Source organism: Jatrophihabitans sp. (assembly GCA_036399055.1).
In the GTDB taxonomy this organism is placed as follows: Bacteria; Actinomycetota; Actinomycetes; order Mycobacteriales; family Jatrophihabitantaceae; genus Jatrophihabitans_A.
The window spans coordinates 95,976-118,684 of the sequence record DASWNX010000016.1; the positions used below are offsets into that span (position 1 = coordinate 95,976).

General features: G+C 68.7%; 26 protein-coding genes. 15 read left to right on the forward strand and 11 right to left on the reverse strand.

Annotation, left to right across the window (positions count from 1 at the left end):
- Positions 1–24 precede the first annotated feature (24 nt).
- Positions 25–216, reverse strand: a complete 192-nt coding sequence (locus VGB75_05590) for a hypothetical protein (GenBank protein ID HEY0166498.1) — start codon at positions 214–216, stop codon at positions 25–27.
- A 104-nt stretch (positions 217–320) separates the two neighbouring features.
- Complete coding sequence (locus VGB75_05595; GenBank protein HEY0166499.1) at positions 321–1,295, reverse strand: alkaline phosphatase family protein; 975 nt, start codon at positions 1,293–1,295, stop codon at positions 321–323.
- Positions 1,296–1,473: 178 nt separating this feature from the next.
- On the opposite strand from VGB75_05595, the gene VGB75_05600 reads away from it, so the two are divergent.
- The gene (locus VGB75_05600) at positions 1,474–1,647 is read left to right on the forward strand and encodes a hypothetical protein (protein ID HEY0166500.1); all 174 of its coding nucleotides are present in this window, start codon (positions 1,474–1,476) and stop codon (positions 1,645–1,647) included.
- Between the two features lie 29 nt (positions 1,648–1,676).
- Here VGB75_05600 and VGB75_05605 read toward each other — a convergent pair whose 3' ends face one another.
- Positions 1,677–2,096 (reverse strand): CBS domain-containing protein, encoded by a 420-nt coding sequence (locus VGB75_05605; GenBank protein ID HEY0166501.1) that lies wholly within the window; start codon positions 2,094–2,096, stop codon positions 1,677–1,679.
- A 536-nt stretch (positions 2,097–2,632) separates the two neighbouring features.
- Between VGB75_05605 and VGB75_05610 the strand changes: the two genes are divergently transcribed.
- From VGB75_05610 to VGB75_05670, 13 genes are all read left to right on the forward strand, one after another.
- Positions 2,633–3,403 carry a YqcI/YcgG family protein gene (locus VGB75_05610; protein ID HEY0166502.1) on the forward strand — a complete coding sequence of 257 codons (771 nt, stop codon included), beginning with the start codon at positions 2,633–2,635 and terminating at the stop codon, positions 3,401–3,403.
- Positions 3,404–3,445: 42 nt separating this feature from the next.
- On the forward strand, positions 3,446–3,808 hold the full coding sequence (locus VGB75_05615; GenBank protein ID HEY0166503.1) for a hypothetical protein: 363 nt from the start codon (positions 3,446–3,448) through the stop codon (positions 3,806–3,808).
- 52 nt (positions 3,809–3,860) lie between these two features.
- The gene (locus VGB75_05620) at positions 3,861–5,183 is read left to right on the forward strand and encodes an amino acid permease (protein ID HEY0166504.1); all 1,323 of its coding nucleotides are present in this window, start codon (positions 3,861–3,863) and stop codon (positions 5,181–5,183) included.
- A gap of 269 nt (positions 5,184–5,452) precedes the next feature.
- Complete coding sequence (locus tag VGB75_05625; GenBank protein HEY0166505.1) at positions 5,453–6,847, forward strand: long-chain fatty acid--CoA ligase; 1,395 nt, start codon at positions 5,453–5,455, stop codon at positions 6,845–6,847.
- Between the two features lie 69 nt (positions 6,848–6,916).
- Positions 6,917–7,186 carry an acyl carrier protein gene (locus VGB75_05630; protein ID HEY0166506.1) on the forward strand — a complete coding sequence of 90 codons (270 nt, stop codon included), beginning with the start codon at positions 6,917–6,919 and terminating at the stop codon, positions 7,184–7,186.
- Positions 7,186–7,428, forward strand: a complete 243-nt coding sequence (locus VGB75_05635; GenBank protein HEY0166507.1) for a hypothetical protein — start codon at positions 7,186–7,188, stop codon at positions 7,426–7,428. The genes VGB75_05630 and VGB75_05635 overlap by 1 nt, the downstream gene beginning before the upstream one ends.
- Positions 7,421–8,512 carry a beta-ketoacyl synthase N-terminal-like domain-containing protein gene (locus VGB75_05640; protein ID HEY0166508.1) on the forward strand — a complete coding sequence of 364 codons (1,092 nt, stop codon included), beginning with the start codon at positions 7,421–7,423 and terminating at the stop codon, positions 8,510–8,512. The genes VGB75_05635 and VGB75_05640 overlap by 8 nt, the downstream gene beginning before the upstream one ends.
- Positions 8,509–9,177: a beta-ketoacyl synthase chain length factor gene (locus tag VGB75_05645; protein ID HEY0166509.1), complete on the forward strand. Its 669-nt coding sequence runs from the start codon at positions 8,509–8,511 to the stop codon at positions 9,175–9,177. The genes VGB75_05640 and VGB75_05645 overlap by 4 nt, the downstream gene beginning before the upstream one ends.
- Positions 9,174–10,280 (forward strand): 4-hydroxyphenylpyruvate dioxygenase, encoded by a 1,107-nt coding sequence (gene hppD, locus VGB75_05650; protein HEY0166510.1) that lies wholly within the window; start codon positions 9,174–9,176, stop codon positions 10,278–10,280. The genes VGB75_05645 and hppD overlap by 4 nt, the downstream gene beginning before the upstream one ends.
- Positions 10,280–11,188, forward strand: a complete 909-nt coding sequence (locus VGB75_05655) for a phytanoyl-CoA dioxygenase family protein (GenBank protein HEY0166511.1) — start codon at positions 10,280–10,282, stop codon at positions 11,186–11,188. The genes hppD and VGB75_05655 overlap by 1 nt, the downstream gene beginning before the upstream one ends.
- Before the next feature lie 14 nt (positions 11,189–11,202).
- Positions 11,203–12,144 carry an alpha/beta hydrolase gene (locus VGB75_05660; GenBank protein ID HEY0166512.1) on the forward strand — a complete coding sequence of 314 codons (942 nt, stop codon included), beginning with the start codon at positions 11,203–11,205 and terminating at the stop codon, positions 12,142–12,144.
- The gene (locus tag VGB75_05665; protein ID HEY0166513.1) at positions 12,141–13,232 is read left to right on the forward strand and encodes an alpha-hydroxy acid oxidase; all 1,092 of its coding nucleotides are present in this window, start codon (positions 12,141–12,143) and stop codon (positions 13,230–13,232) included. Before VGB75_05660 ends, VGB75_05665 begins: the two co-directional genes overlap by 4 nt.
- Complete coding sequence (locus VGB75_05670) at positions 13,229–14,581, forward strand: PLP-dependent aminotransferase family protein (protein HEY0166514.1); 1,353 nt, start codon at positions 13,229–13,231, stop codon at positions 14,579–14,581. Before VGB75_05665 ends, VGB75_05670 begins: the two co-directional genes overlap by 4 nt.
- A gap of 9 nt (positions 14,582–14,590) precedes the next feature.
- Here VGB75_05670 and VGB75_05675 read toward each other — a convergent pair whose 3' ends face one another.
- The 5 genes from VGB75_05675 to VGB75_05695 all read right to left on the reverse strand — a co-directional run bounded on the left by VGB75_05675 (position 14,591) and on the right by VGB75_05695 (position 18,127).
- The gene (locus VGB75_05675; protein HEY0166515.1) at positions 14,591–14,977 is read right to left on the reverse strand and encodes a hypothetical protein; all 387 of its coding nucleotides are present in this window, start codon (positions 14,975–14,977) and stop codon (positions 14,591–14,593) included.
- Between the two features lie 113 nt (positions 14,978–15,090).
- Positions 15,091–15,867: a GAF and ANTAR domain-containing protein gene (locus VGB75_05680; GenBank protein HEY0166516.1), complete on the reverse strand. Its 777-nt coding sequence runs from the start codon at positions 15,865–15,867 to the stop codon at positions 15,091–15,093.
- 142 nt (positions 15,868–16,009) lie between these two features.
- Positions 16,010–16,885 carry an LLM class flavin-dependent oxidoreductase gene (locus VGB75_05685; protein ID HEY0166517.1) on the reverse strand — a complete coding sequence of 292 codons (876 nt, stop codon included), beginning with the start codon at positions 16,883–16,885 and terminating at the stop codon, positions 16,010–16,012.
- Between the two features lie 52 nt (positions 16,886–16,937).
- The gene (locus VGB75_05690) at positions 16,938–17,150 is read right to left on the reverse strand and encodes a hypothetical protein (protein HEY0166518.1); all 213 of its coding nucleotides are present in this window, start codon (positions 17,148–17,150) and stop codon (positions 16,938–16,940) included.
- A gap of 455 nt (positions 17,151–17,605) precedes the next feature.
- Entirely contained in the window at positions 17,606–18,127 is a 522-nt protein-coding gene (locus VGB75_05695) for a hypothetical protein (GenBank protein ID HEY0166519.1), read from the reverse strand.
- Between the two features lie 297 nt (positions 18,128–18,424).
- Between VGB75_05695 and VGB75_05700 the strand changes: the two genes are divergently transcribed.
- Positions 18,425–18,991, forward strand: a complete 567-nt coding sequence (locus VGB75_05700) for a DoxX family protein (protein ID HEY0166520.1) — start codon at positions 18,425–18,427, stop codon at positions 18,989–18,991.
- An 8-nt stretch (positions 18,992–18,999) separates the two neighbouring features.
- Here VGB75_05700 and VGB75_05705 read toward each other — a convergent pair whose 3' ends face one another.
- The 3 genes from VGB75_05705 to VGB75_05715 form a co-directional block, all read right to left on the reverse strand.
- Positions 19,000–20,640: a DNA polymerase ligase N-terminal domain-containing protein gene (locus VGB75_05705; GenBank protein ID HEY0166521.1), complete on the reverse strand. Its 1,641-nt coding sequence runs from the start codon at positions 20,638–20,640 to the stop codon at positions 19,000–19,002.
- Positions 20,641–20,742: 102 nt separating this feature from the next.
- Complete coding sequence (locus VGB75_05710; protein ID HEY0166522.1) at positions 20,743–21,054, reverse strand: hypothetical protein; 312 nt, start codon at positions 21,052–21,054, stop codon at positions 20,743–20,745.
- A gap of 474 nt (positions 21,055–21,528) precedes the next feature.
- On the reverse strand, positions 21,529–22,452 hold the full coding sequence (locus VGB75_05715; protein ID HEY0166523.1) for a LuxR C-terminal-related transcriptional regulator: 924 nt from the start codon (positions 22,450–22,452) through the stop codon (positions 21,529–21,531).
- Between the last annotated feature and the right edge of the window lie 257 nt (positions 22,453–22,709).

A 22,709-nucleotide genomic window follows, 5' to 3' on the forward strand; every position in this document is an offset into this window, starting at 1 on the left:
GATCGGCGTGGGCCGGCCGACGGCTCACCAGTCCTCGTAGTCATCCCGTGGCACCTCAAGGTGCTGCTCGATCACATCGGCGGGGTTGGCGGCGCCGGTGTCCAGGACGGGCGGGTCGTACTGGGCCTCTTCGGCCCCGGTGTCCGGCCCTGCGTCCTGCAACTGCTCCAACCGGTCTGCCTCGGGGACCTCGATGCCGAATTCCAAGTCTGGCACGTTCCAACATCCTTCCTATGCGATCCTGACCGGCGTCGAACGGCGCCCGGGCCACAGACAACGTAATTCGCGGGTGGGCTCTCTGACGAGGGGCGGTCGACAGCTCAGCCGGTCCAGACGCCGGTGAGCGGCGCAGCCTGCGCAGCGGCTCCGAACGGCGTCAGCCGGTGGCTGGCCAGCAAGGTCGCCAGCAAGCCGTAATGGTCGATCCGAGTGCTGTACCGCCCTGGCTTCACGTGCGCCCCGACGATGATGGTGGCGATCCGGTTCCCGTGGTCCTTGTCATCCTCGTCTGCGGTGACGATCAGCAGGCTGTTATGGGTGATGCTCCAGTCCGCGTACTCGCCCAGATGCTCCTGCAGCCATCGATCACCCTGGGCGACGCTGCCGTCGTGCATGTCGTTCTCCAGGTTGGGGACCACGAACGAGACGTGCGGCAGGCGGTTGAAGTCACTCGGAAACGCCGTCATCGGCTGGTTGACGCTGCCGGGCAGGTTGGTGAAATTCACCCAGGGGTTGTGCTTGCGGACGTAATCACCGCTATCGCAACCGGTGAAGCCGGCCGCGGGCAGGTCCTCGGAGTAACCGATGAAAGTCAGGCCCGCTGCCATCAGCGCGCTGGCCAGGTTCGGCGCGGTGAAGCTGTGCGGGCAGGAGTTGCTGGTCACGCCCTGGGTGGAGCCGGAGAACATGGCCAGGTAGTTGGGCTGGCTGGGGTAGGTGACCCCGTAAGACTGGGTCAGCAGCGCGCCACGAGCGGCGAGTGAGTTCAGGAACGGCGCTCGCGAGCGACCGATTATGTCGGTGTAGGCGTGATTTTCCTCCACCACCACCACGATGTGATCGAAGCGGGGGACCCCTGCTGCCGGCCTGGCCGCCGGACTGCTGGCCTCCGTCGGGGAGTTGGCCGGCGCCGAAGCCGAAGGTGGCCGCTGACTGCCCTCAGCCTGGTCGCCGGAAGCCTGCCCCGACCCTCCGCCGCCGCAGGCCGAACTCGCCAGCACGGCGGTGAGCAGGACGGCAAGCCCTCTCGTTCGCGCCGTGATCGCCCCGCCGGTGCGGGCACGTGATGGGACCACCTCGTGCGCCGGGGCTGCCGAGGCTGCCGTTAGGATGAGGTTCCGTTCGGCCACGAGCGACAGTTGTCCCGCAGTGGCCGCTTCCGGCCTGCTGCGCCTGAAAAGAAGGCATTGCAGAGAAGCCATCGATGAACCCCTCCCTTGAGCCAGCTGCCGACCCCCGTACCGGCGGCGCCCGATGATCGCTCTCCTGGCGCTCGCGGTCAGCGTGTCGATCGTCGCCGCCAACGTGGCGATGGTCGCGGTCTTCGTCCTGCGGTGGGACCGGCGTGCCGCCGACCCGGACGCTGCAGACGGCCGGGCCGCCGCTTCACACAACGCCGAGCCGCCGACCGGTGCGTTGGCTAGCTGATCGCGGGCCAGCGGCCGGTCGTTCGACAGTCAGTTGTTCGGGGCGGCGGCGCTGATGTCGGCCAGCGCTGAGTTCTCGTCCAACACCATCGCGAGGTCACCCAGGCTGAGGATGCCCACCGCGTGGTCGTTCTCCACCACCGGCAGCCGGCGCACGGCGTTGCCGCGCATCAGCTGAACCGCCTGCGCCAGCGAGGTGTCCGGCCCGACGGTCTGCAGGTCGGTGGTAGAGCAGACCTGCCGCACCGGCGTCGATGAGTCCTTGCCCTCAGCCACGACTCGGACGGCGATGTCACGGTCAGTGAGGATGCCCACGACCCGGCCGTTGTCGAGCACGATCACGTCACCGCTGTCGGCGTCACGCATCCGACGGGCAGCCTCGAGGACCGGCTCGTCGGCTTCGATGGTCTCGGGGTCTCTTGTCATCACATCGGACACGGTTGCAGCCATCATGACCTCCTCGTTGAGCCGGCATCGCCTCACAGCAGGCCCGAACGCGGGGTGGCGCGGCGCTGGTGAGGGATCGGCGGGCACTGGATCGCTTCTGACCAGACCCCGTCACGGTAGTCCGAAGCCACGTGATCGCACCAGCAGTCAGGCAGGGCCGTCATGCGCCGGGCGCCGGGGCCGCTGGGTCGTTCAGAGCCGTGCCGGCGAACCGGGGAGCGTCAGGGGCGTCCTACGGCGCAGCGACCGCCCCATTCGCGGTGATCGCCAGTGGCGCGCCCTTTGCCCGCATGAACGCACACTCACCAGCCATCAAGCCGGCCGAATAGCTGTGGCATGCAGTCAGCAAACAGATATAACGCTTTACTTCTCTGGCGCGCCGGTCATACTATGAACCGCCAACGCGGGCTTTGCGGAGAATGCGAAATTCGCGTGATGTATCTAGACAGCTCACCTTATCCGGCGATAGCAGAGATCGCGTCGATTCAACCCCCGTGCCCTGACCGAACTCGCCTAGACTCATCGAGGAGCTTCTAGCATTGAACGCCAACGGTGTGACTCATGCTTCTGACACGCAGGCGTCGTTGCTGCGCCATCCCCATGACATCCCAGTCGACGGCTGGCAACACGAGGCCGCCGCAGCCTTCTCCGCACGCATGCTGAGCGAGGAGTCCCTATTTCCGTGCATTTTCGGCGTCACCGCGGTGCGAAAAGGAACAGTACGGTACAGCTTCATCCCCGCGGGTGAGGCGCGGGTCGCCACGTTAGCGGCCGCGCTCACCGAATTCACATCCATCGCGGCCACGCTCGGCAACCGCACCTCCTTGATCTGCTTCTTCGACTTCCAGGCCGGCGTGGAGACACTCGACGAGCACCGTGACCATTTCTGGGCACTGTTGAGCGATCTTTCTGCGATTGACCCCAGTGAATGGCCTCCTGGCATCTCGCAGAATCCCGAGGACTCGACCTGGGAATTCTCCTTCAACTCCACGCCTATGTTCGTCGTCGCGAACACGCCCCGACATGTGGCTCGCCGCAGTCGCAAGTCCCGGTACCTCACGATCACGTTCCAACCACGATTCGTCTTCGACGACCTGAAGGCCGGCACGCCGACAGGGGACAAGGCGCGCGCCGTCATCCGCAGGCGGCTTGACTCCTACGACTCGGTGGAGCGGACCCCGCTGCTGGGTAGTTTCGGCGAACCGGGCAATGTGGAGTGGAGCCAGTACTTTCTCAATGACGACAACGCGCCTGCCGACCTGGCCGCCGGCTGCCCGATGAGGCACGCTCGGTCAGCAGGCGCTGGCTGACGTCCCGGCCGAAATCGAACAACGACATCTCGAGGAGTCCTCATGGGATCGCCGATCATCACCACCGAGCCGGAGCTGCCGCTGGCCGAGCGACTGGCCCAGTTCGTCCCGGAGCAGGGCAGCTTCGAGTACCAGCATGACGGCGCCGGCAAGACGCACAACTGGCACAAGCACAGCCTGAACGAGACCCTCTTCGTGCTGCAGGGCGGCATGGAGGTGTTCTGGTTCCAGGACGGCGCGGTGCGGCGGCAGAGCTGCGGCGTCGGCACCAGGATCGCCTTGCCTGCCGAGACGGTGCACGGATCGACAGCGGGACCCGCTGGTTGCACCTATATCATCGCCCCTGAGAACGGCGTCACCGCTAAGACCACCTTTCTTCCGATGGAGGAGCATCCCAAGGAATGAGTGCGCCACAGGGTGCTGAGTCGCCAGTGCCCGCCCCGGTAGGCCAGCGATCATGACCGCCTCGTCACCGGCCACCGTCCCAGAGAGCACTCCGACGCCCCAGGGCCGGCTCAGCGCGCATCTGGGCCTGCCCGGCGCCACCGCACTGGCCATCACCGTCGTGGTGGGCAGCGGTGCGCTGGTGCTGCCGGGGATCGCCTACCGGCAGGCAGGCCAGGACGCCGTCTTCGCCTGGATGGTCGCCGCGGCCGTCACCGTTCCGCTTCTGATCGTGTTCGCGCGCCTGGGAGCGCGCTACCCCGGCGCAGGCGGCGTCGCGGGCTTCGTCCACGCGGGCTTCGGCCGAACCGCCGCCGCCGCCGTCGAGGTGCTCCTGCTCGGCACATTCGCCCTGGGCATCCCCGCCATCGCGCTCACCGGCGGCAACTACGTGGTGCGCGCGCTGGGGCTGTCTGTGCGGCCCGGTCCGGCGGCCGCGGTCCTGGTCATCGGCGCGGGAGTCGTCGTGGCCATCGGGGTCCGGTTGTCCGGACGGCTGCAGACGGTGCTGGCCTTGATGCTCACCATCGGCCTGTTCTGCGCGGCGTTCCTGGCCCTCCGAAACCCGGTCACCTCAGTGACCGTGCACGTTCCCACCGACACCGAGCACCTGCTCATCGTCGCCGCCACGGTCGGCACGGTGTTCTTCGCCTTCACCGGCTGGGAGATGATCTCGTTCACCACCGAGGAATACCGCAATCCGCGACGTGACTTCCCCCGAGTGCTGGTGCTCAGCTTCGTTCTGGTCACCGTCATGTACGTCCTGCTCGCGATGGGGTTACAGGCCCAGCTGCCCTCGAATCATCCCGGCCTGAGCGGTGCGCCGGTCGGCGAGATGGTCGAGCAGGCAGCCGGCAACGGCGCGGCTCAGGCCACCACCGTGCTGGGAGTCACGGCGATCGCGGCGAATCTGGTAGGCGCGTTCTGGGGGGTGTCGCGGCTGGTGATGTCCAGTGCCCGAGCCGGCCTGCTGCCTCGTCCACTGGCCCACGTGCACGCCAAGAGCTCCTCGCCTCGCCGCGCGGTCGCGGCGTGCGTGGCGACCTGTCTGGTGATCATCGGCCTCCAGACGGCCGGCCTGTTCTCCCTCGACATCATGTTGAGCCTGGCTGGCCGCAATTTCTACGTGGTCTACCTGTTGAGCGCCCTGGCCTACGCGCGCCTGTTCACCGGTCGGGCGCGGGTTTTCGGCGTCATCGTGGCCGTAGCCCTGGCAACGCTGACTCTCGGCTTCGGGCTCACCTCGTGGGCTTACCTGCTGACGCTGCTGGCAGTGGGCGCCCTGGCGCACCGGCAGCGCGGCCGGCGAGCCGCCCAGGCGGGCACGCTCACCTGAGACGCTCGCCCCGCTAGACCTTTCACGCTGCCGACGCCCGATTAGTCCCTGGCAGCGTCAATACGAAGGTCGACCTATTTTGTCCAGTGCAAAGGGAAGTTCGCAGTCGGTGAGCTAGTGAAATCGCGTATGCAGGTGACTACAAGCGCAATGACATGAAGGTGCGAAGAGCGTAAGGTCTGCGGCGTCCGTTAGGACTGCCCACCCATCGGAATCGCTCGCATTCCTCAGCACTGCGCCCGCATCGATAGAAGTCTTGGAGCCCTCGCATGACCATGGAGCAGCGGGCGGATCCGTCGTGGGCGACCGATGCCGGCTGGGTGGAGGAGATCCTGCTGGCCGGGCGCGATGACCAGGTCTGCTTTCGCCTGCACGACATCATCGACCGCGCCACGTTGCGCAGGCTGGTGGCCGATCGCCGGGACCGGCTCAGTGCCGCCGGCCTGCGGCCAGGCGGCGCGGCCGCGTTGCGGCTGCCGCCGTCGATCGCCTACGTGGCCAACCTGCTCGCGGTCTGGCAGCTGGGCGCCCAGGCGATCCTGCTCGATTACCGGCTCACCGACCACGAGGTGGAGCAGGCCCGGCAACGGCTGTCGCCACAGGTGAGCGTCGCACCGGTGCGGGTGGCCGGCGGGCTGCGGGTCTTCTTCGACGTCGAGGACGCCATCACCCGGCACGGCGACGAGCCGGCTGGCAGCGAGCACGCGGTCGTGCAGCTGAGCTCGGGCTCGACCGGGCCGTCCAAGGTGATCGGCCGGACTGCCGCGGACCTGATCGCCGAGGTCCGGCGCTACACCCAGATCGAGGGGGTGGCGTTGCCGGGTGAGCGGATCATCCTGCTGCCCTCGATGACGCATGTGCTGGGATTGGTCGGCGGCCTGCTGTACGGCCTGCACGCAGGTGTCGAGCTGGTCCCGCCGCAGCGGCTCACCGGCGACAGCATCCTGGACGCGATCGAGAGCGCCGACAGCCCCGCGACGGTGCTGGGAGTGCCGTTTCACATCACCCTGCTCAACGCCACGGCTGCGCAGCGGCGGCCCCGGCAGCTGCGCCGGATGATCACCGGCGGCGAGCTGGTGCCAGCTGCGACGGTGGCCGGTTTTCTCGACCGGTACCAGGCGCCGCTGGGAAACATGTACGGGATGACCGAGGTCGGCGTGATCGGGACAGACCTGGACGGCAGTCACCGGCCGGCGGTTCGTCCCGCGCCAGGCATCACGGTCCGGGCCCAGGACGGTGAGTTGCAGATCGCGCGGGCCGCCACCCCCTACCTGGGAGAGGCTGTGCCTGGGCGTTGGTCCGAGGGCTGGTTGCGGACTCGGGACGCGGGCGTCGTGGATCCCGCCACCGGGTTGGTCACCATCCTCGGACGGCTGGACTCCCAGGTCACCATCGGCGGGATGCAGGTCGACCTGGCCGAGGTGGAGAGCAGCATCGGCGCCCTGCCCGGCGTGGTGGCGGCGGTGGTGCTGTTCGACGAGGCGATCGTCGCCTATCTGCAGCTGGAGCAGCGGCATCGGATCGAAGACGTCGAAGCGCGGCTGGCCACCCAGCTAGCCCGCTTCAAGCAGCCGCGGGTCTTTCGGGTCTTCGATCAATTCCCCCGGACCGCGACCGGCAAGCTGGTCCGCGACCCTGCCGCGCTGCGTGCGGGCGCGGCATGACCGAGGTCGTGCTCGACAGCGTCCGGGCCGGCGCCGGGACCGATCGCGTTCACGGAGAGAAGGTGTCTCATGCGGGATGAGGTTCGCCGGTTCATCGTCTCCTCATTGGCGGAGATGAACTATGACGTCACAGCCCTCGATGACGCCACGACGCTCGGGCCGGCTGGCCTGGACCTGGAATCCCTCGCCCTGGCCGATCTGCTGATGCGAGCCGAGGAGCGCTATAGCATCACCTTCACCGAAGCTGAGTGCAAGGAGCTTTCCCTGATGAACGTCGGCGATTTAACCGAGGCAGTCGTCGATCGGATCGGCCAGACCGCCGGCAGCCGGCAGTCCTGATGCCTGATCACTCAGCCCTGCAAAGGGCGGACGTTCTCGCGATGCTGGCCGAGCTCGGAACCCGTGGCCCGGATGCGGTGTGGGAGCGGCTGAGCTCGATGGAGGTCGCCTGGCTGGTGCATCAGGTCGAGCAGCGCTATGACGTCGAACTGGACCTCGACGACGACGAGCTGACGCGACTACGCACGATCTCGGACGCGGTGAGCCTGCTGGACGAGTCCGTCCGGGCCAGACGTGGCTGAGGCCAGGCCGGTCGGCATCGCGGGCCTGGCGGTGCTCAGCGCGCTCGGCCGTGGCGCCGAGCCGCAGCTGGCCGCCGCCCTCTCCGGCGTCGCGGCGTTCGGACCGGTGGACCGCTTCGATGTCAGCGGCCGGCGAGTCGGGGTGGCGGCCACCCTGGGGCAGGTCGACACGCTGACCGCCGAGCTGGCCGAGGTCATCGAAGCCGCCTGCGCCGACGCCGGCCTCAACGCCGCGCAGCGAGCCGGCAGCCTGCTGTTGCTTGCGCTGCATGGATATCCCGGGGCCACCGCGTGCGCCCTCGACCTGGCCGAGCGCGCCGGACTGGCCGGCGTCGGCCGGGTCTACATCGGCGCCTGCGTGTCTGCCAGCACCGCGGTCGCCGATGCGGCCGCGATGATCGGCCGAGGGGTGGACCGGGTAGTGGTCGCCGCTGGCTATCTGGTGGAGTCCGATCAGTTTGCCCTGTTTGACTCTGGCCAAGCGCTGTCGACCGACGGCGCGGTCCGTCCTTTCAGCGCCGGCCGGCAGGGCTCGCTGCTCGGCGACGGAGTCGCGGCGGTGGTGCTCGAATCCGGTGCGGCCGCCGCCGGTAGAGGCCATCAGCCGGCGGTCGAGCTGGTGGGCTGGGGTCGAGCCGGAGACGCCTACCACCCGTGCCAGCCGGCGCGGGACGGCCGAGGCCTGGCCCGGGCGATCGAGGCGGCGTTGCGACGGGCTGACGTCTCGGCGCACGCGATCGGTTACGTCAACGCCAACGCCACCGGGACCCTGCTCAGCGACACCGCCGAGGCCGCAGCGCTGCACCGCGCGCTGGGCAGCGCCGCGGCTCGGGTGCCGATCAGCTCGACCAAGGCGGTGCACGGCCATGCGCTGGAGGCCTCCGGCCTGCTGGAACTGGTGATCACAGTGCTGTCCTTGCAGGCGGGGAAGCTGCCGGTCAACGCCGGTTACCTCGGGCCGGACGACAGCTGTGAGCTCGACGTCATCCTGGCTTCACCTCGAACGGTGGCCAGCCCCTACGCGTTGAGCCTGAATTCGGCTTTCGGCGGCGCCAACACCGCCCTCCTGGTGCGTGTCGCATGAGCGCTCCTGGCGCGTGCGAGGTCAGGACAGCCAGCCCGCTGGTGGTCCTGAGCGAGTGCCGGTGGCCAAGCGGGCCGGACGAGCAGCCGCCGCCTCCGCTTCCCGGCTACGTGCTGTCATCGTTCAGCCCGCTGGTCGCAGCGGTCGCTGACGGCTGCCTGACCGAGCACTACGCCCAACCCTCGGCCTCAGCAGCGTCCCGGCAGCGCACCGCCGTGCTGCTGGTCAGCCGCGGCAATGACGTGGTCAGCGCCGAGCACGTGCGCGACAAGGTCGCCAGCGGCCGGCGGGTCGGCCCGTTGTTCTTCTTCCAAGCCGCCCCCAACAGCGTGGTGGGCCAGGTCACCGCGCACTGGGGCCTGGGCGGTCCGGTGGTGTGCATCAGCCCGGTCGGCGACCCGCTCGCCGACGGGATGGCCGAGGCGGCGCTGCTGCTGGAGGACGGTGACGCCGACGAGGTGCTGCTGATCCTGGTCGAGCAGGGCGGCGATGCCGCGGACTCGGCTGACCGAGCCCACGCGCTCCTGCTCTCCACGACGGAAATCTCCACGACGGAAATCTCCACGACGGAGGTCGGGCCGGCCAGCCGCGGCTCGAGTCCGCCTGACCCGCCGGTCGCCGCGGGCGTCGCTGACCATCACCAACCCGAGGGGATCACCCAATGACCATCTTCGGAATAGACCACCTGGAGCTGTTCGTCGGCGACGCTCAGCAGGCGGCTTACTACTTCGGAGCGGCCTTCGGCCTGGAGGTGGCCGGCCGGGGCGGGCCCGAGACCGGGCTGTTCGGCCAGCGGTCGGTGCTGATGGCGCACGACCAGGTGCAGATAATGCTGACCTCGGGCCTGTACGCCGACCATTCGGCCAACCACTACGTCCACCAGCACGGCGACGGCGTGGCGGTGGTGGCGATGCGGGTCGATGACGTGGCCGACTGCTTCGCCGAGCTGGTGAGCCGCGGCGCGGAGCCGATGTCGCCGCCGAGGTCATTCTCCGATGGCGTCACGAGCGTGGCCTTCGCCGACGTCAGGGGCTTCGGCGACGTGGTGCACCGGCTGGTGCAGCGCGATGGCGAGGGCGACAGCTTTCTGCCGGGCCCGATCGAGATGCTCGAACGCGAGCCCACCGAGCACCCGATGTTCCACAAGATCGACCACCTGGCGATCTGTGTGCCGGCCGGCCAGCTTCAAGCGACCTCGCGGTTCTACCAGCAGGTGTACGGCTTCGCCGAGATCTTCACCGAGTACATCGAGGTGGCCGGCCAGGGGATGAACTCGGTGGTCGTGCAGAGCCCGTCCGGAGGGGTCACCTTCACCCTGATCGAGCCGGACACCGAGCGGCGGGCCGGCCAGATCGATGACTTCCTGCAGTGGCACGCCGGCGCCGGCGTGCAACACGTGGCTCTGATCACCGACGACATCGTCTCCACGGTGGATCGGCTCGGCAGCCGCGGCGTCCGGTTCCTCAGCACCCCGGCCGCCTACTACCAGAGCCTGGAGGCCCGGGTCGGCGCCGTGGACGCGCCGATCGCCGAGCTGAGCCGGCTCGGCATCCTGGTCGACCGCGACCATTGGGGTCAGTTGCTGCAGATCTTCACCGAGTCCACCCATGTCCGGCGCACCTTGTTCATCGAGGTGATCGAGCGGCGCGGCGCCCGCACCTTCGGCAGCGGCAACATCAAAGCGCTGTACGAGGCCAAGGAACGTGAGATGGTGCACGCGCCGACACCGATGGCTGCCGATCCCGACCCCGAGCCGATGGAAGTGTGATGATGTCCAGCAGCGAGTTCAGCCTCACCGCCGAGGAAGCGTCGCTCCTGCCTTCTGAGGAGGACGTCCGGTTCTACGCCGAGCACGGCTGGTACCTGTCCGACAAGCTGTTCAGCGACGACGAGATCGACGCGCTGGTGGCGGCCAGTGACGATTACTACGACGGTGTCCGCGACCACCGGCTGCCGACCCGGCCGGCGAAGTTGGCCTACTGGCGACCCGAGCACGGTGAGGTGCAACGGCACAACGACTACGTGCACTACGAAAGCGACGCGATCGCCAAGATCCTGCGCAAGCCGTTGCTGGGCGCGGTCGCGGCCAGGCTCGCGCAGGCGCCCGAAATCCGGATCTTCCAGTCCACCATGATCTACAAACCACCGGTCGCGGCTGAGCCGACCAATGTGGTTCCCTGGCACTTCGACAAGCATTACTGGGCTTCCTCGACCTCGGAGCGGATGCTCACGGCCTTCTTGCCGTTTCACGACTGCCCTCCGGAGATGGGCACCATCACCATGGTCGACGGCAGCCATCGGTGGCGCGAGATCGGCAACGACGACAGCACGGTGCGGCACTTCGCCGAGCGAGACAAAGCCCAACTGGACGACATGTTGGCCAAGAACGCCGCCTACAACGGCGTCGAGGTGGTCAAGGTCCCGATCACGATTCCCAAGGGGCATATGAGCTTTCACCACTGCCGCACCTACCACGGCAGCGGTCCCAACCTGAGCGACCGCCCGCGCCGGGCGATCTCGCTGCATCTGCAGGACGGCGCCAACGCCTACCGGGAATTCCGGCTCTCCAACGGGACGCTGGCCGGTTACAACCACGACAGCCTGGTGCGGCGCACCGCCGACGGCCGACCTGACTACGCCGACCCGGCCTACTGCCCGACTCTCTGGCGCGACTAGGCCCGGGAAGAAGAATGCCGCTGGACCCGCAGGCACAGCAATGGCGCGAGCGCCGGATCGCCGATCAGGTGCGCCCGCTGTACACCCTGACCCTTGCCGAGGCGCGGGCTGCCGACCTCGCTGAGATCCGGGCCGGCGGCGGTGACCCTGAGCCGGTCCACGAGGTCCTGGATCTGCGGCTGCCCGCCAGTGGTGGTGAGCTGCCGCTGCGGCTGTACCGGCCCTCCGGTCAGGCTGAGCTGCCCGCGCTGGTCTACTTCTTCGGCGGCGGCTGGACTCTGGGCCAGATCGACACCTGCGACGGCATCTGCCGCACGCTGGCCAACGCCGTCGGGTGCGTGGTGATCGCCGCCGGCTACCGGTTGGCGCCGGAGCACAAGTTTCCGAGCGCGGTGCAGGACTGCTATGACGCCGTCAGCTGGATCGCCGAGCACGCCGGGGAACTCGGCGTCGATCCGAGCCGACTGGCTGTCGGCGGTGACAGCGCCGGCGGCAACCTGGCCGCGGCCGTCACGCTGCTGGCCAGGCAGCAGGCCGGCCCGCCGCTGGCCGCGCAACTGCTGGTCTATCCCAACACCTGCTTCGACGCCGACACCCCGTCGATGCGGCAGAACGACGACCCGAGCATGTTCAACCGGCGCTCGGTGGACTGGTACTGGGAGCACTACCTGCCCTCGGCCGCCGAGGGCAAGAATCCGCTGGCCTCGCCGCTGCTGGCCTCTGATCACGCCGGGCTGCCGGCCGCGCTGGTGATCACCGCTGAGTACGACCCGCTGCGTGATGAGGCCGAGGAGTACGCCTCCCGGTTGCGGGCGGCCGGCGTGCCCACCGAGTTGAGCCGTTACGACGGCATGATGCACGGCTTCTTCCTGATGTATCCCCTGTTGAAGAGCGGCCGCCGGGCAGTGGACCAGGCCGTTGACTTTCTGCGAGCCCGGTTGGGGCTGAGCCGGTGACCGAGCCGGCGATGGTGTCGCTGCTCGACTTCGAGGCCCGCGCGAAGGCCTTGCTGCCGGCCGACGTCTGGGACTTCATCGACGGCGGCAGCGGCTGCGAGATCACCATGCGGGCCAACCGGCAGGCGCTGGACTCGGTCTCGGTCTATCCCCGAGTGCTGGGCGGCGCCCTGAGCGGCACCGAGGTGAGTCTGCTCGGCGCCTCGATGGCGATGCCGGTCGCGGTGGCGCCGATGGCCTATCAGCGCCTGGTGCACCCGGCTGGCGAGATCGCGATGGCCGAGGCTGCCTGCCAGGCAGGGATACCGCTGATGCTCAGCGCGCTGAGCAGTTGCGCGGTCGAAGAGGTCGCGCGAACCGGCGCCACGATCTGGTTCCAGCTGTACTGGCTGCGCGAACGACCCAGGTTGGAGCAGTTGATCGAGCGAGCGCAGGCTGCCGGCAGCACCGCTCTGGTGGTCACCCTGGACGTGCCGATCATGGGCCGGCGACTGCGTGATGTCCGGAACCAGTTCGCGTTGCCTGCCGGGGTGACGGCCGCCAACCTCGCCGACGGCCCGGCCAGCAGAGCGCATCTGAGCAGTGTGGGGGAATCGGCGGTCGCGGCGCACACCAGCGAGTTGTTCGGGTCAGCGCTGACCTGGTCGGACCTGCAATGGTTGCGCAGTCGATCGAGTTTGCCGCTCGTGGTCAAGGGTATTCTCGATCCACGCGACGCGGTGCGAGCTGTCGAGGTCGGCGCCGACGCGGTTGTGGTGTCCAATCACGGTGGTCGCCAGCTTGACGGGGCGCCGGCCAGCGTCATCGCGTTGAGCGCCGTCGTGGCCGAGGTCGGCCAGCAGTGCCCCGTGCTTGTGGACAGCGGCATCCGCAGCGGGATGGACGTGCTTCGCGCGCTGGCGCTGGGCGCGTCCGGGGTGCTGGTCGGCCGGCCGCTGCTGTGGGCGCTGGCAGCCGGCGGGGCAGCCGGCGCGGCGCAGGCCTTGTCGCTGCTGGGCGCGGAGTTCCGGGAGTCGCTGATCCTGGCCGGTTGCGCCGATCCGGCGGCCGCTGGACAGCTGCGCACCGACCTGAGCAGTCATCGGTGAGCACCCCTGCCGACCGCCCGCGCAGCGGCGCGCTGCGCACCGAGGAGTTGTTCGGCGCGCTGCGCACCGAGGAGTTGTTCGGCGCGCTGGAGGACCCGGCGCTGAACTCGATGAACTTTCTCAACGAGATCTCTCACCGGTACCCGGATGCGATCTCTCTGGCCGCCGGCCGGCCGGCCGAGCAGTTCTTCCAGACCGACTCGATCGAGCGCTACCTGCGCAGGTTCTGCCTGCACCTGGAACAAGACCTGGGGTACTCCGAGGAGGAGGTGCGCCGCACCCTCTTCCAGTACGGGCGCACCAAGGGGATCGTGCACCACCTGATCGCGGCGAACCTGGCGCTGGACGAAGGCGTCTTCATCGACCCCGAGTCGATCGTGGTCACCGTCGGCTGCCAGGAGGCGATGTACCTGGTGCTGCGGGCGTTGCGCACCGCCGCCTCGGACGTGCTGTTGACGGTGGCCCCGACCTACGTCGGTCTGACCGGCGCGGCCCGGCTGGTCGAGATGCCGGTGCTGCCGGTCGCCTCCAGCAGGGGAGGGGTCGACCTTGACGACCTCCTGCGCCAGATCCGGCAGGCCCGAGCCGCGGGCCTGCGTCCCCGTGCCTGCTACGTGATGCCTGACTTCGCCAACCCGTCCGGCGTCAGCATGGACCTCGCCGACCGCCGGCGGCTGCTGGCCATCGCGGCCGCCGAAGGCATCCTGCTGCTGGAGGACAACCCGTACGGGCTGTTCCCCCACACCGACAGCCAGCGCCAGCCGACCCTCAAATCCCTCGACGAGCAGCGGACGGTGGTCTACCTCGGCTCGTTCGCCAAGACAGCGATGCCCGGCGCCCGGGTGGGCTACGTGGTCGCCGACCAGTCGGTGGTCGATTCCAGCGGCAGGACAGGCCTGCTCGCCGACCAGTTGTCCAAGATCAAGAGCATGTTGACGGTGAACACCTCACCGATCGCCCAGGCTGTCGTGGGCGGCAAGCTGCTGGAGAACGGCTGCAGCCTGCTGGCGGCAACCGAGGGCGAGCGGGCCGTCTACACCGACAACATGCGCGTGATGGTGGAGGGACTGGCGGCGCGGTTTCCCGATGTTGAAGGCGGCGTTGGGCACAATGCGCCGACCGGCGGCTTCTTCGTCGTGGTGACGGTGCCGTTTCGGGTCGACGACGCGCTGCTGGAGCGCTCGGCAGCCGACTACGGCGTGCTGTGGACCTCGATGCACCACTTCTACGAGCCGGGCATGCCGGTGAACGCGATACGGCTCAGCTGCAGCACCGTGACCCCGCAGCAGATCGAGACCGGGCTCGACCGGCTGGCGCGGCTGATCAACGACCAGTTGCGCGGCCGCTGAGGGTGGGGCTCAGCGGATCGGGTCGCCGTCGGTGCGCTCGCTCTGCGCCGTGCGGTCCTCGCGCAGGCGCGGGTCCAGGGTGCTGGCGCGCTCCTGCAGTCGCTGGGCCTCGGCCCGCTCGCGCTCAGCCTCAGCCATCCGCTGCTGGGCGTCACGCTCGTTGTCACTGGCGCGCAACTCGGCTTCGGCGCGTTCCCGCCGGGCCCGTGCGGCCTGCTCCTCGGCCGCTGCCTGGGCCGACTCCGCTCGGGCGGAGCGCTCGTTGGCTTCTTCTAGGTGGTGCTGAGCCTCGACCCGCTTGCGCTCGGTGGCCCGGCCTCGCATCCGGGGCAGCATGACCAGGGCGATCACGGCGAGCACTACGACGATGACGATGACGATGACGAGCGTTTCCATGACAACGTCCCTTCTTGTTGGAAAAGACGTTAACGTCCCGCGCCGTCAGACGCCACCATGAAGGGCCAGAAGCGCTGGCGACCGCCGCCAGGACGGGGTCTAGCCCGCGAGGCCTAAGCGGTCGGCAGCACTCCGGTGCGGCACAGCTGGTCGCTGACGTCGCGGAGCTTGGTGTGGGTGTGCTGGGACGCCTTCACCAGCAGCGCGAACGCCGCGTCCGGGGTCACCCGGTAGCGCTCCATCAGGATGCCCTTGGCCTGGCCGATGACATCGCGGCTGGACAGCGCGGCCGTCATGTTGCGCCGCCACTCATCGCCGGCCAGCGCGAGGGTGATGTTGGCGGCGAAGACGGCGGCCATCGCCTGGGACTCCTCGTCGAAAGCGTCAGGGGTTGCCGAAGCCAGGCTCAGCGAGCCGTAGATCCGGTCCTGGATCATCAAGGGGGTGCACATCATGCTGCCGACCCCTAAAGGAATGGCCCCGGCGGCGAACTGAGGCCAGCGTGTCTCGGTCGCCAGGTTCGCAACCCACACCACGCCCAGCTGCTTGACCGCGTCCAGGCACGGACCTTCACCCACCTCGTTCTGCAGCGCGATGATCTGCGGCGGCAGCGGGCCGGTGACCGCGCAGGCCTCCAGCCGGCTAGGACCAGTGAGAATGACCAGAGCCGCCAATTCGGCGCCCGGGACGATGTCGATCGCGCCCTGAGTGATCACCGTCAGCGGATCGGCGCCGTTGTGGACGGTCAGCGCCAACTCGGTGAGCGCTGCTCCGAACCGGGCGGCGCCACTCTTGCTTTCCTTGCTGACCAGCTGCTGTCCGGCTCGGATGACGGGCGGAGGCTCCGGGGAGGATTGTGACATCTCTACCTGCTCAAGCAGCTCTGACATAGTTCCTCCCGCTCTGGACACACCCGATCGACGCGACTGTCCGTGAAAGCGATGCACATCGACCTGTCACATGTGGCGCCGTCACCGGAGTGTAACCGGAAGCGATTGCGGAAACGAGTGACGCGCTGCGGCCGCCCACCGCTCAGGGGCCGGCTTCGATGCGCTCGCGCATGGCCGTCAACGGCCAGGGGCGACCCTCCTGCCAGCCATAGCGCCAGGGATGCACCGCCTCCACCCACCAGGTGGCCCCGGCGTCGCGATGCTCGGCGTGACGCTCGATCCGTCCGGGGTCATCGCCCTGGGTCTCGCCAGGGACGGCGATGTCATAGGGCGTGTCCGTCCCGGGCGAGGAGGCCGCGCGTAACGAGGCCATCCGGGCCGCGACAGCCGCGGTGTCGGCGACCTCCCAGCCTCCGTCCAGGCGCATCGGCGCCACCCCGTCCCAGCGAGCGGCCCGGCGGAACGGACGCGTCCCGGGCCAGGTGCCACCGACCCAGATCGGAATGCGTGGCTGCTGCAGTGGAGGCGGATAGCAGACAGCCGACCAGTCGGGGCCGGCCGTGCGGTAATGCCGGCCCTGGTGATGGACGGGTTCGCCGGTCCACAGCCGCTCCAACAACTCCAGATGCTCATCGAGCATCTCGCCGCGGATCACCGCCTCGGTTTGCTCGCCGCAGTAATCCCATTCGAAGGGGCCGCCGCCGATGCCGACCCCCAGCACCAGCCGGCCCTGGCTGAGCCGGTCAAGAGTGACGGTCTGACGCGCCACCACGATTGGGCGGCGCCGCGGCAACGGCGTGACCATGGTGCCCAGCCGGATGCGCCGGGTGGCGCAGGCGGCCGCGGTCAGCGCGATCCAGGGGTCGACGACGTCGACCGGGCCGGGAGCGAAGGCGAACAGGTGATCCCAGAGGAAGAAGCCGTCCCAGCCGGCAGCCTCCGCCGAGGCCGCCCAGTCCGCCACCAGAGCAGCATCCAACCCGGTTCCGAAACAGGGGACCGAGACCGCGTGACGCATCCGGCGAACCTACCGCGTGGGCCTGGGTTTCGCGGCGCGGACGGCGTGCGAGTCAGGAGTCGCTGTCGTCGGGTGAGACGTCGTTCTGCCGCTGCTGGAAGTCACAGGAGCCGGGATGCCGCTCGGGAAGCAGGCAGATCCGGCCGGTGGCCAGGTGGGTCATGCCGCAACGGTGCGCCTGAGCCGCCGCGGTGTTGATCTGGCTGTTGTGGCTCTCGGCGCGTATCTCCTCGGACGAGGAGACGATCTTGTCAGGAGAGGTCATGTCGATGCCGTTCTGCCGCTTGTCGGACTACACGGAAGGCCCTCTGGCCAAACGCGGTAGTTGGCACGGGAGGCGCCTGCGCGGCGGTCAGCCTAACCTGCGACCGGTTTCGGCAAGGTGAGCAACAGGTTTCGAGATTGGCGCCTCAGCGGGGCGGTGGCGCGGATCGGTTGATCCGGGTCTTTTCCAGGTGAGCGCTGCGACGAGTCGGCCGAGGTTCACCGCCTCGGCCACTGGGCATTGCTCATCGGCAGACGCCGACCGCGGTCGGCTGTGAGGCATGAGTGGGGGAGGACAAGCAGGAAAACAAGGAGGAAACCATGCGTCGTCGACCTAATGGGCACGCTGACACGCAGGCAGCGCCGCACCGCCAGGCTAACGGTGGTCACCGCTAGCCTGGCGGCCGAGCAGAGCGAGCGGTGAAGCCCGCTCAGGTCAGCGCAGCGGCTGGCTGACTACATGCTGAGCCTGCGGGCCAGCCCGCCCAGCACCGCGTGCGGGCGCTGCTGCTCGCCCGCGTACGCGGTGATGATGACCAACGCGCCGGTCAGGGCCGGTATCGCCCACTGCAGAGCGGTGAGTTGCTTCTGGGCAGCGGCCACCTCGGCCGGGGTTCCGGCGGTCGGCGTCGTGGCGTCAGCGGCCGGAACCGCGTGGTGCTGGGAGACCTTGCGGCCCAGCACCCGGGAGTAACCGGTGGCTGCCAGCGCCGCGGCGGTGACTCCGGTCTTGACCACCGCCATGGTGGCGACGCCGTGCTGGCTTGCCAGCCGATCGCGGTTGTCCAGCAGCTGGCCGACGCTGCCGATCAGGTGCGCGCCGATCGCCGCGGCGTTCACCGGCGTCCAGCGGTCCCATCCGGCGTTGGCCACCGCGCCGGTCGAGCTGGCGTCGCCGGCCTCTGCGGCGGCGGCGTTGAGCGCCACCGCGTTGGCCAGCGTGCCACCGAACCAGGTGGCCAGGCCGACGTCATGCATCGAGCGCGTAACAACATTGAAAAGCACAGGAACTCCAAAAAGGAGAAGCGATGCGCACCTCGCGGCGCACGCAGGATCGCTGCTGATCCGCGGGGCCCAGAGGCCCGTGATCCCACCGTAACCTCCGGGGGCTACCCCGACAACGCCCCTCCACTCACCGGTGGCCGCCGCGCTGCTTATAGACAGCTGCCCGCCGGGCGCCTAGCGTGGAGAGCGGCGGTGAGGGGTGAGCTGAACCCGCCGTCCCCATGAACAGCACTGGGACTTCTCACCGCGACACGACACGGGAGAACGAGCATGAGTGTGGGACGACTGGCGGCGCGTGCCGTCATAGGCGGCCTGTTCATCGGACACGGCACCCAGAAACTGTTCGGCTGGTTCGGCGGCCCCGGCCGTGCCGGCACCGAAGGGATGATGGAGTCCCTGCAGCTGCGTCCGGCCAAGGTGCACGCCACCCTGGCGGGGGTCACCGAGACCGCCGGCGGCGCCATGCTGGTGGCCGGCCTGGGCACTCCGTTGGCGGCTGCCGGCCTGACCGGGGTGATGACCACCGCGATCACCAAGGTCCACCTGCCCAACGGGCCCTGGGCGGCCAACGGGGGCTGGGAGTACAACGCGGTGCTGATCGCCGCGCTGGCCGCGCTGGTCGAGACCGGGCCGGGCGCGCTGTCGCTGGACCACTACCTCGACAGGGAGCGCAAGGGAAGCCTCTGGGCGCTCACCGCGGTGGCTGCCGGTGTCGGCGCGGCGTTCGCCACCATGGCAGCCGGCCAGGCAGGCGCGCCGGCGCCGGAGTTGCAGGCGGTGGCGCCGCTGGCGGCCGAGGGCGACGCCGCCGGTGACCCGAGCACTGTCGGCGCCTGACTCGCGGACTAGTCGAGCGCCGGCAGCTGCTGGTCGGCGTTGAGCAGTGGCCGAAACAGCTCGCCTCGCTCGGCGATCCGGCGCGGGACCTCGCGCATCGCGAAGCCGTCCGGCCTGAGCCCGGGGTCATCGAGGCAGTCCCAGCTGATGGGCATCGACACCGGCGCGCCAGGCGCCGGCCGGGGGCTGTACGGCGCCACCAGCGTCTTGTTGACCGCATTCTGGGTGTAGTCCAGCCGCGCCTTGCCGGCCCGGTCGCGTACCTCCCACTTCCAGCTGAGCAGTTCCGGCACGACCGCGCCGACGGTCTTGGACAGCTGCTCCACCCACCGCCTGGTGTCGCTGAAGCTCGGACCGCGGCTGATCGGCACCCAGATCTGGATGCCGCGGCGGCCGGTGACCTTGGGGAAGGCCCGCACCCGCAGATGCTCGAAGGCGGTGCGGTGCAGCCGGGCGAGCGTCAGCACGTCCTGCCAGGATGTCGAGGCGCCGGGGTCGATGTCGATCAGGGCGTAGGTGGGCTGGTGCGGGCGGTCGGTGAGCGAGGTCCAGGCATGCCATTCCAGGGCGCCGAAGTTGGCCGCCCAGACCAGGGCGGCTGGCTCGTTGACCACCAGGTACGTGCGCGACTCGCCCTCCTCGGCCTCCGGGTTCTGCCAGCTGGGCAGCCAGCCGGGCGCGTGGCCGGGCAACTCCTTGTGCCAGAAGCCCTTGCTGCCCGCGCCCTGGGGGTAGCGGTGCATGTTGAGGGCACGACCGGCCAGGTAGGGCAGCGCGATCGGCGCGATCTGAGCGGTGTAGCGCAGGAACTCTCGCTTGGTGATCGGCTGGTGGTCCGCCGAACCGGGAAACAGCACCTTGTCGAGATTGGTGAGCCTCAGCTCGCGGCCGAAGACCTGCCACTGCCCTGACGAGGGCAGCTCGTCCAGGGCTGCCAGCTCGGCCGGGCTTGGCCGCTCGGTCTCCGGACGCCTGGACCCCTTGGCGGTGATCGAGTCCTTGAGGGCAATCGAGGCCTCGCCGGCCGGCAGATCCGAGCGCCACATCCGATCCGGGTCGGCCAGCACCTCGTCGTTGGTGCGCCCGCTCAGAACCGAGTGCGGATGCTTCTCCGGATCCCAGCCGTCCACCGCGAACTCGTCATGCTTGTGCAGCAGGAGCCACTGCTCCTTGCCTGCGGAGTCCCGGCCGGTGCGCACCAGGACGAAGCGACCGCGCAGCTTGCTCCCGTGCAGCTCGGCATGCAGCTCGCCAGCGGCCACCGCCGCGGCGGGGTCGGGCTCGCCCGGTTCCCAGGTGCCGGCGTCCCAGACGATGACATCGCCGCCGCCGTACTCACCCGCCGGGATCACGCCTTCGAAGTCGATGTACTCGATCGGGTGGTCCTCGACGTGAAAGGCCGCGTGCCTGACGGATGGATCCAGACTCGGGCCCTTCGGCACGGCCCAGCTCGCCAACACCCCGTCGATCTCGAACCGCACGTCGTAGTGCAGCCGCCGAGCCCGGTGGCGCTGCACCACGAAACGGGGTGCGGCGACCGCGGCGACACCGCCGGAGGGGCTGCCGGCCGGCTCGGAGGTGCGGTTGAAGTCGCGCTTGCGCCGGTAGGCGGCCAGCTTCTCTGCCTCCGGCGACGGGGTCCTGGCCATGCCTTGAGTCAAGTGCCTGGCGCCAGGTCCTGCAATCCGAACCCGCGCCACCAGTCGGGCAACCCGCCGGCACGTCCCCTCAAGCCGCGGACGCCTGGCGTGCTATTCGGCGTGCAGCTCGGTCAAGCTGCTGGTGAGCATCTGCCAGTCGGCGAAACGTCCACGCGCCAGTGCCTGACGGGTGAACGCCCGCAACTCCTGATCGGGATCCAGGCCGGCCGGCACCGACTTTGTGAACAGCACGATCGCCCCGACCGGGCTCACCACGATCCGAAGGTCGGTGATCGCCTCATCACCTGCTTCGGCGGCGAGATTCTCCGCGATCTCGTCGCCTACCGCCTTGCGGCTGTCGTCGGTGACCCCCGGCATTCCAGGACGGGGCCCGACATCGATGATTGCCTCATATACAGGCATGCGTCCAGCCCTCCGTGAGTACCGCGCCTTCCGGCAACCGCGTCGGCAAACGATACGGCGCCTCTGAACGATGAGCATGCGCGAGTAGGTGACCTACCAATGCAACCCGTCATCGAGTGTGCTGAGAGGCGTCACCCCATCGCTTGCGACTGAGACCTTCGCCGTGTCAACCGCCGCGTCACGGCTGATTGTGGCCGCGACCGGAAGCAGCAGGGCAAGGCCGCAAAGTAGCGAGGTGATTTTAAGCCTCGTGGTGCGGTCAGTGGCGCCAAAACTCATGTGGAACTCCTATGCTGGAGCGATCTGCTCGGGGGTGAGGTGATGAAGGCTCGAAACCTTACGGGTATAAATTCACACTTATCTCACCGCAAAAGGGGAGTTTGCCTTCGGCACAAGTTGTCGTGGCAGCTTGTGCATTCGCGCCCGGGCGACCGGCGGGGCCTGACCCAGTGCGGCGGGCAGCCCCTGCGCGGGTCAGAGGGAACCTTGGACCCATCCTTTGATCGAGGCCCGCATGCCCGCCTCGAAGCGCGAGCTGGCCTCCAACCGGTTCATCAGGTCAGCGATCTGGCGACGTACCGTGCGTACTGAGATCCCCATGTGGCGAGCCGCCGCTTCATCCTTGACGCCCATGCTCATCAATTGCAGCAACGTCCGGTCCAGGTCACTGGGGTCCGTTCCTGCCAGGTCCGTTCCGGCCAGGTTTCTGCCGTCCTCGGGGTCATCAGCCAGCTGGGTCGCCCCCGACCACGCCTGCTCGAACGTCAGAACCAGCATGGCGGTCATCGCTTGACCCTGGACCAGCACCGCTGCCCGGCCATTGTCCGCCGAGTGCAGCGGGATGATCGCCGTCTCGCGATCGAAGATCAGCATCCGCGTCTGCACCCGCTTGGCATAGCGGATCTGCGCGCCGTGACTGGTGACAGCGCGGTGATAGTGGTTGAAGAAGTCACTGGCCCTACTGGCCTCTGGGTAGATCGACCGCATTGCCACGCCGCGGCTGAGTGCTTGGGTATCGAGGCTTTGGGCCACCTCAAGGTCGTGTTCGGCGTATTCGGAGTTGGGGTGCATTGCCAGCACCTCGCGCTGAGCCGTCGCGCCGCAGCTCTTCACCACTTCCCGGATCGCGTCTATGTCCACGAGCTTGACGGCCTGGCCGACCTGCTCAGGTTGGGCGGTGGCCCCTAGGTAGTCCTTGACCAAGGCCTGCAATTCCAGCCGGGAGTTGGCGATGCTCTCCTGCTCGCGGGCCACGTCGGTCTCGCGCTTGCGCAAAGCCTGATCGATCGCGATCTCGGGGTGGACCAGCACCATCCTGCTTTCGTCCTCCCACGAGCGGCGCACCAACCCGGCCTCGATGAGTTGGGCGCGTGCTGCCCGGGCCTGCTCGGCGGTCAAGTTCAGCACCGTCGTGATCTCGACATCGGTGAGCTGGGGATCCCGCAGTAGCAGCCGGTAGGTGGCTTCTGTCTCGGGTGAGAAGCCGAACGATCGCAGCACGGGACCCCCTCACACCGGCGACGACTTCCGTCTGCACGACCGCTCGGGCTTAAGACTAGCAAGTGCGCCGTCGCGAGCCGGTTTGCTAATCCCGGATGTCGAAGTACCGCAAACGCGGACACCTGTCGCCGAGCCTGCCTCCCACGTCCGGACGT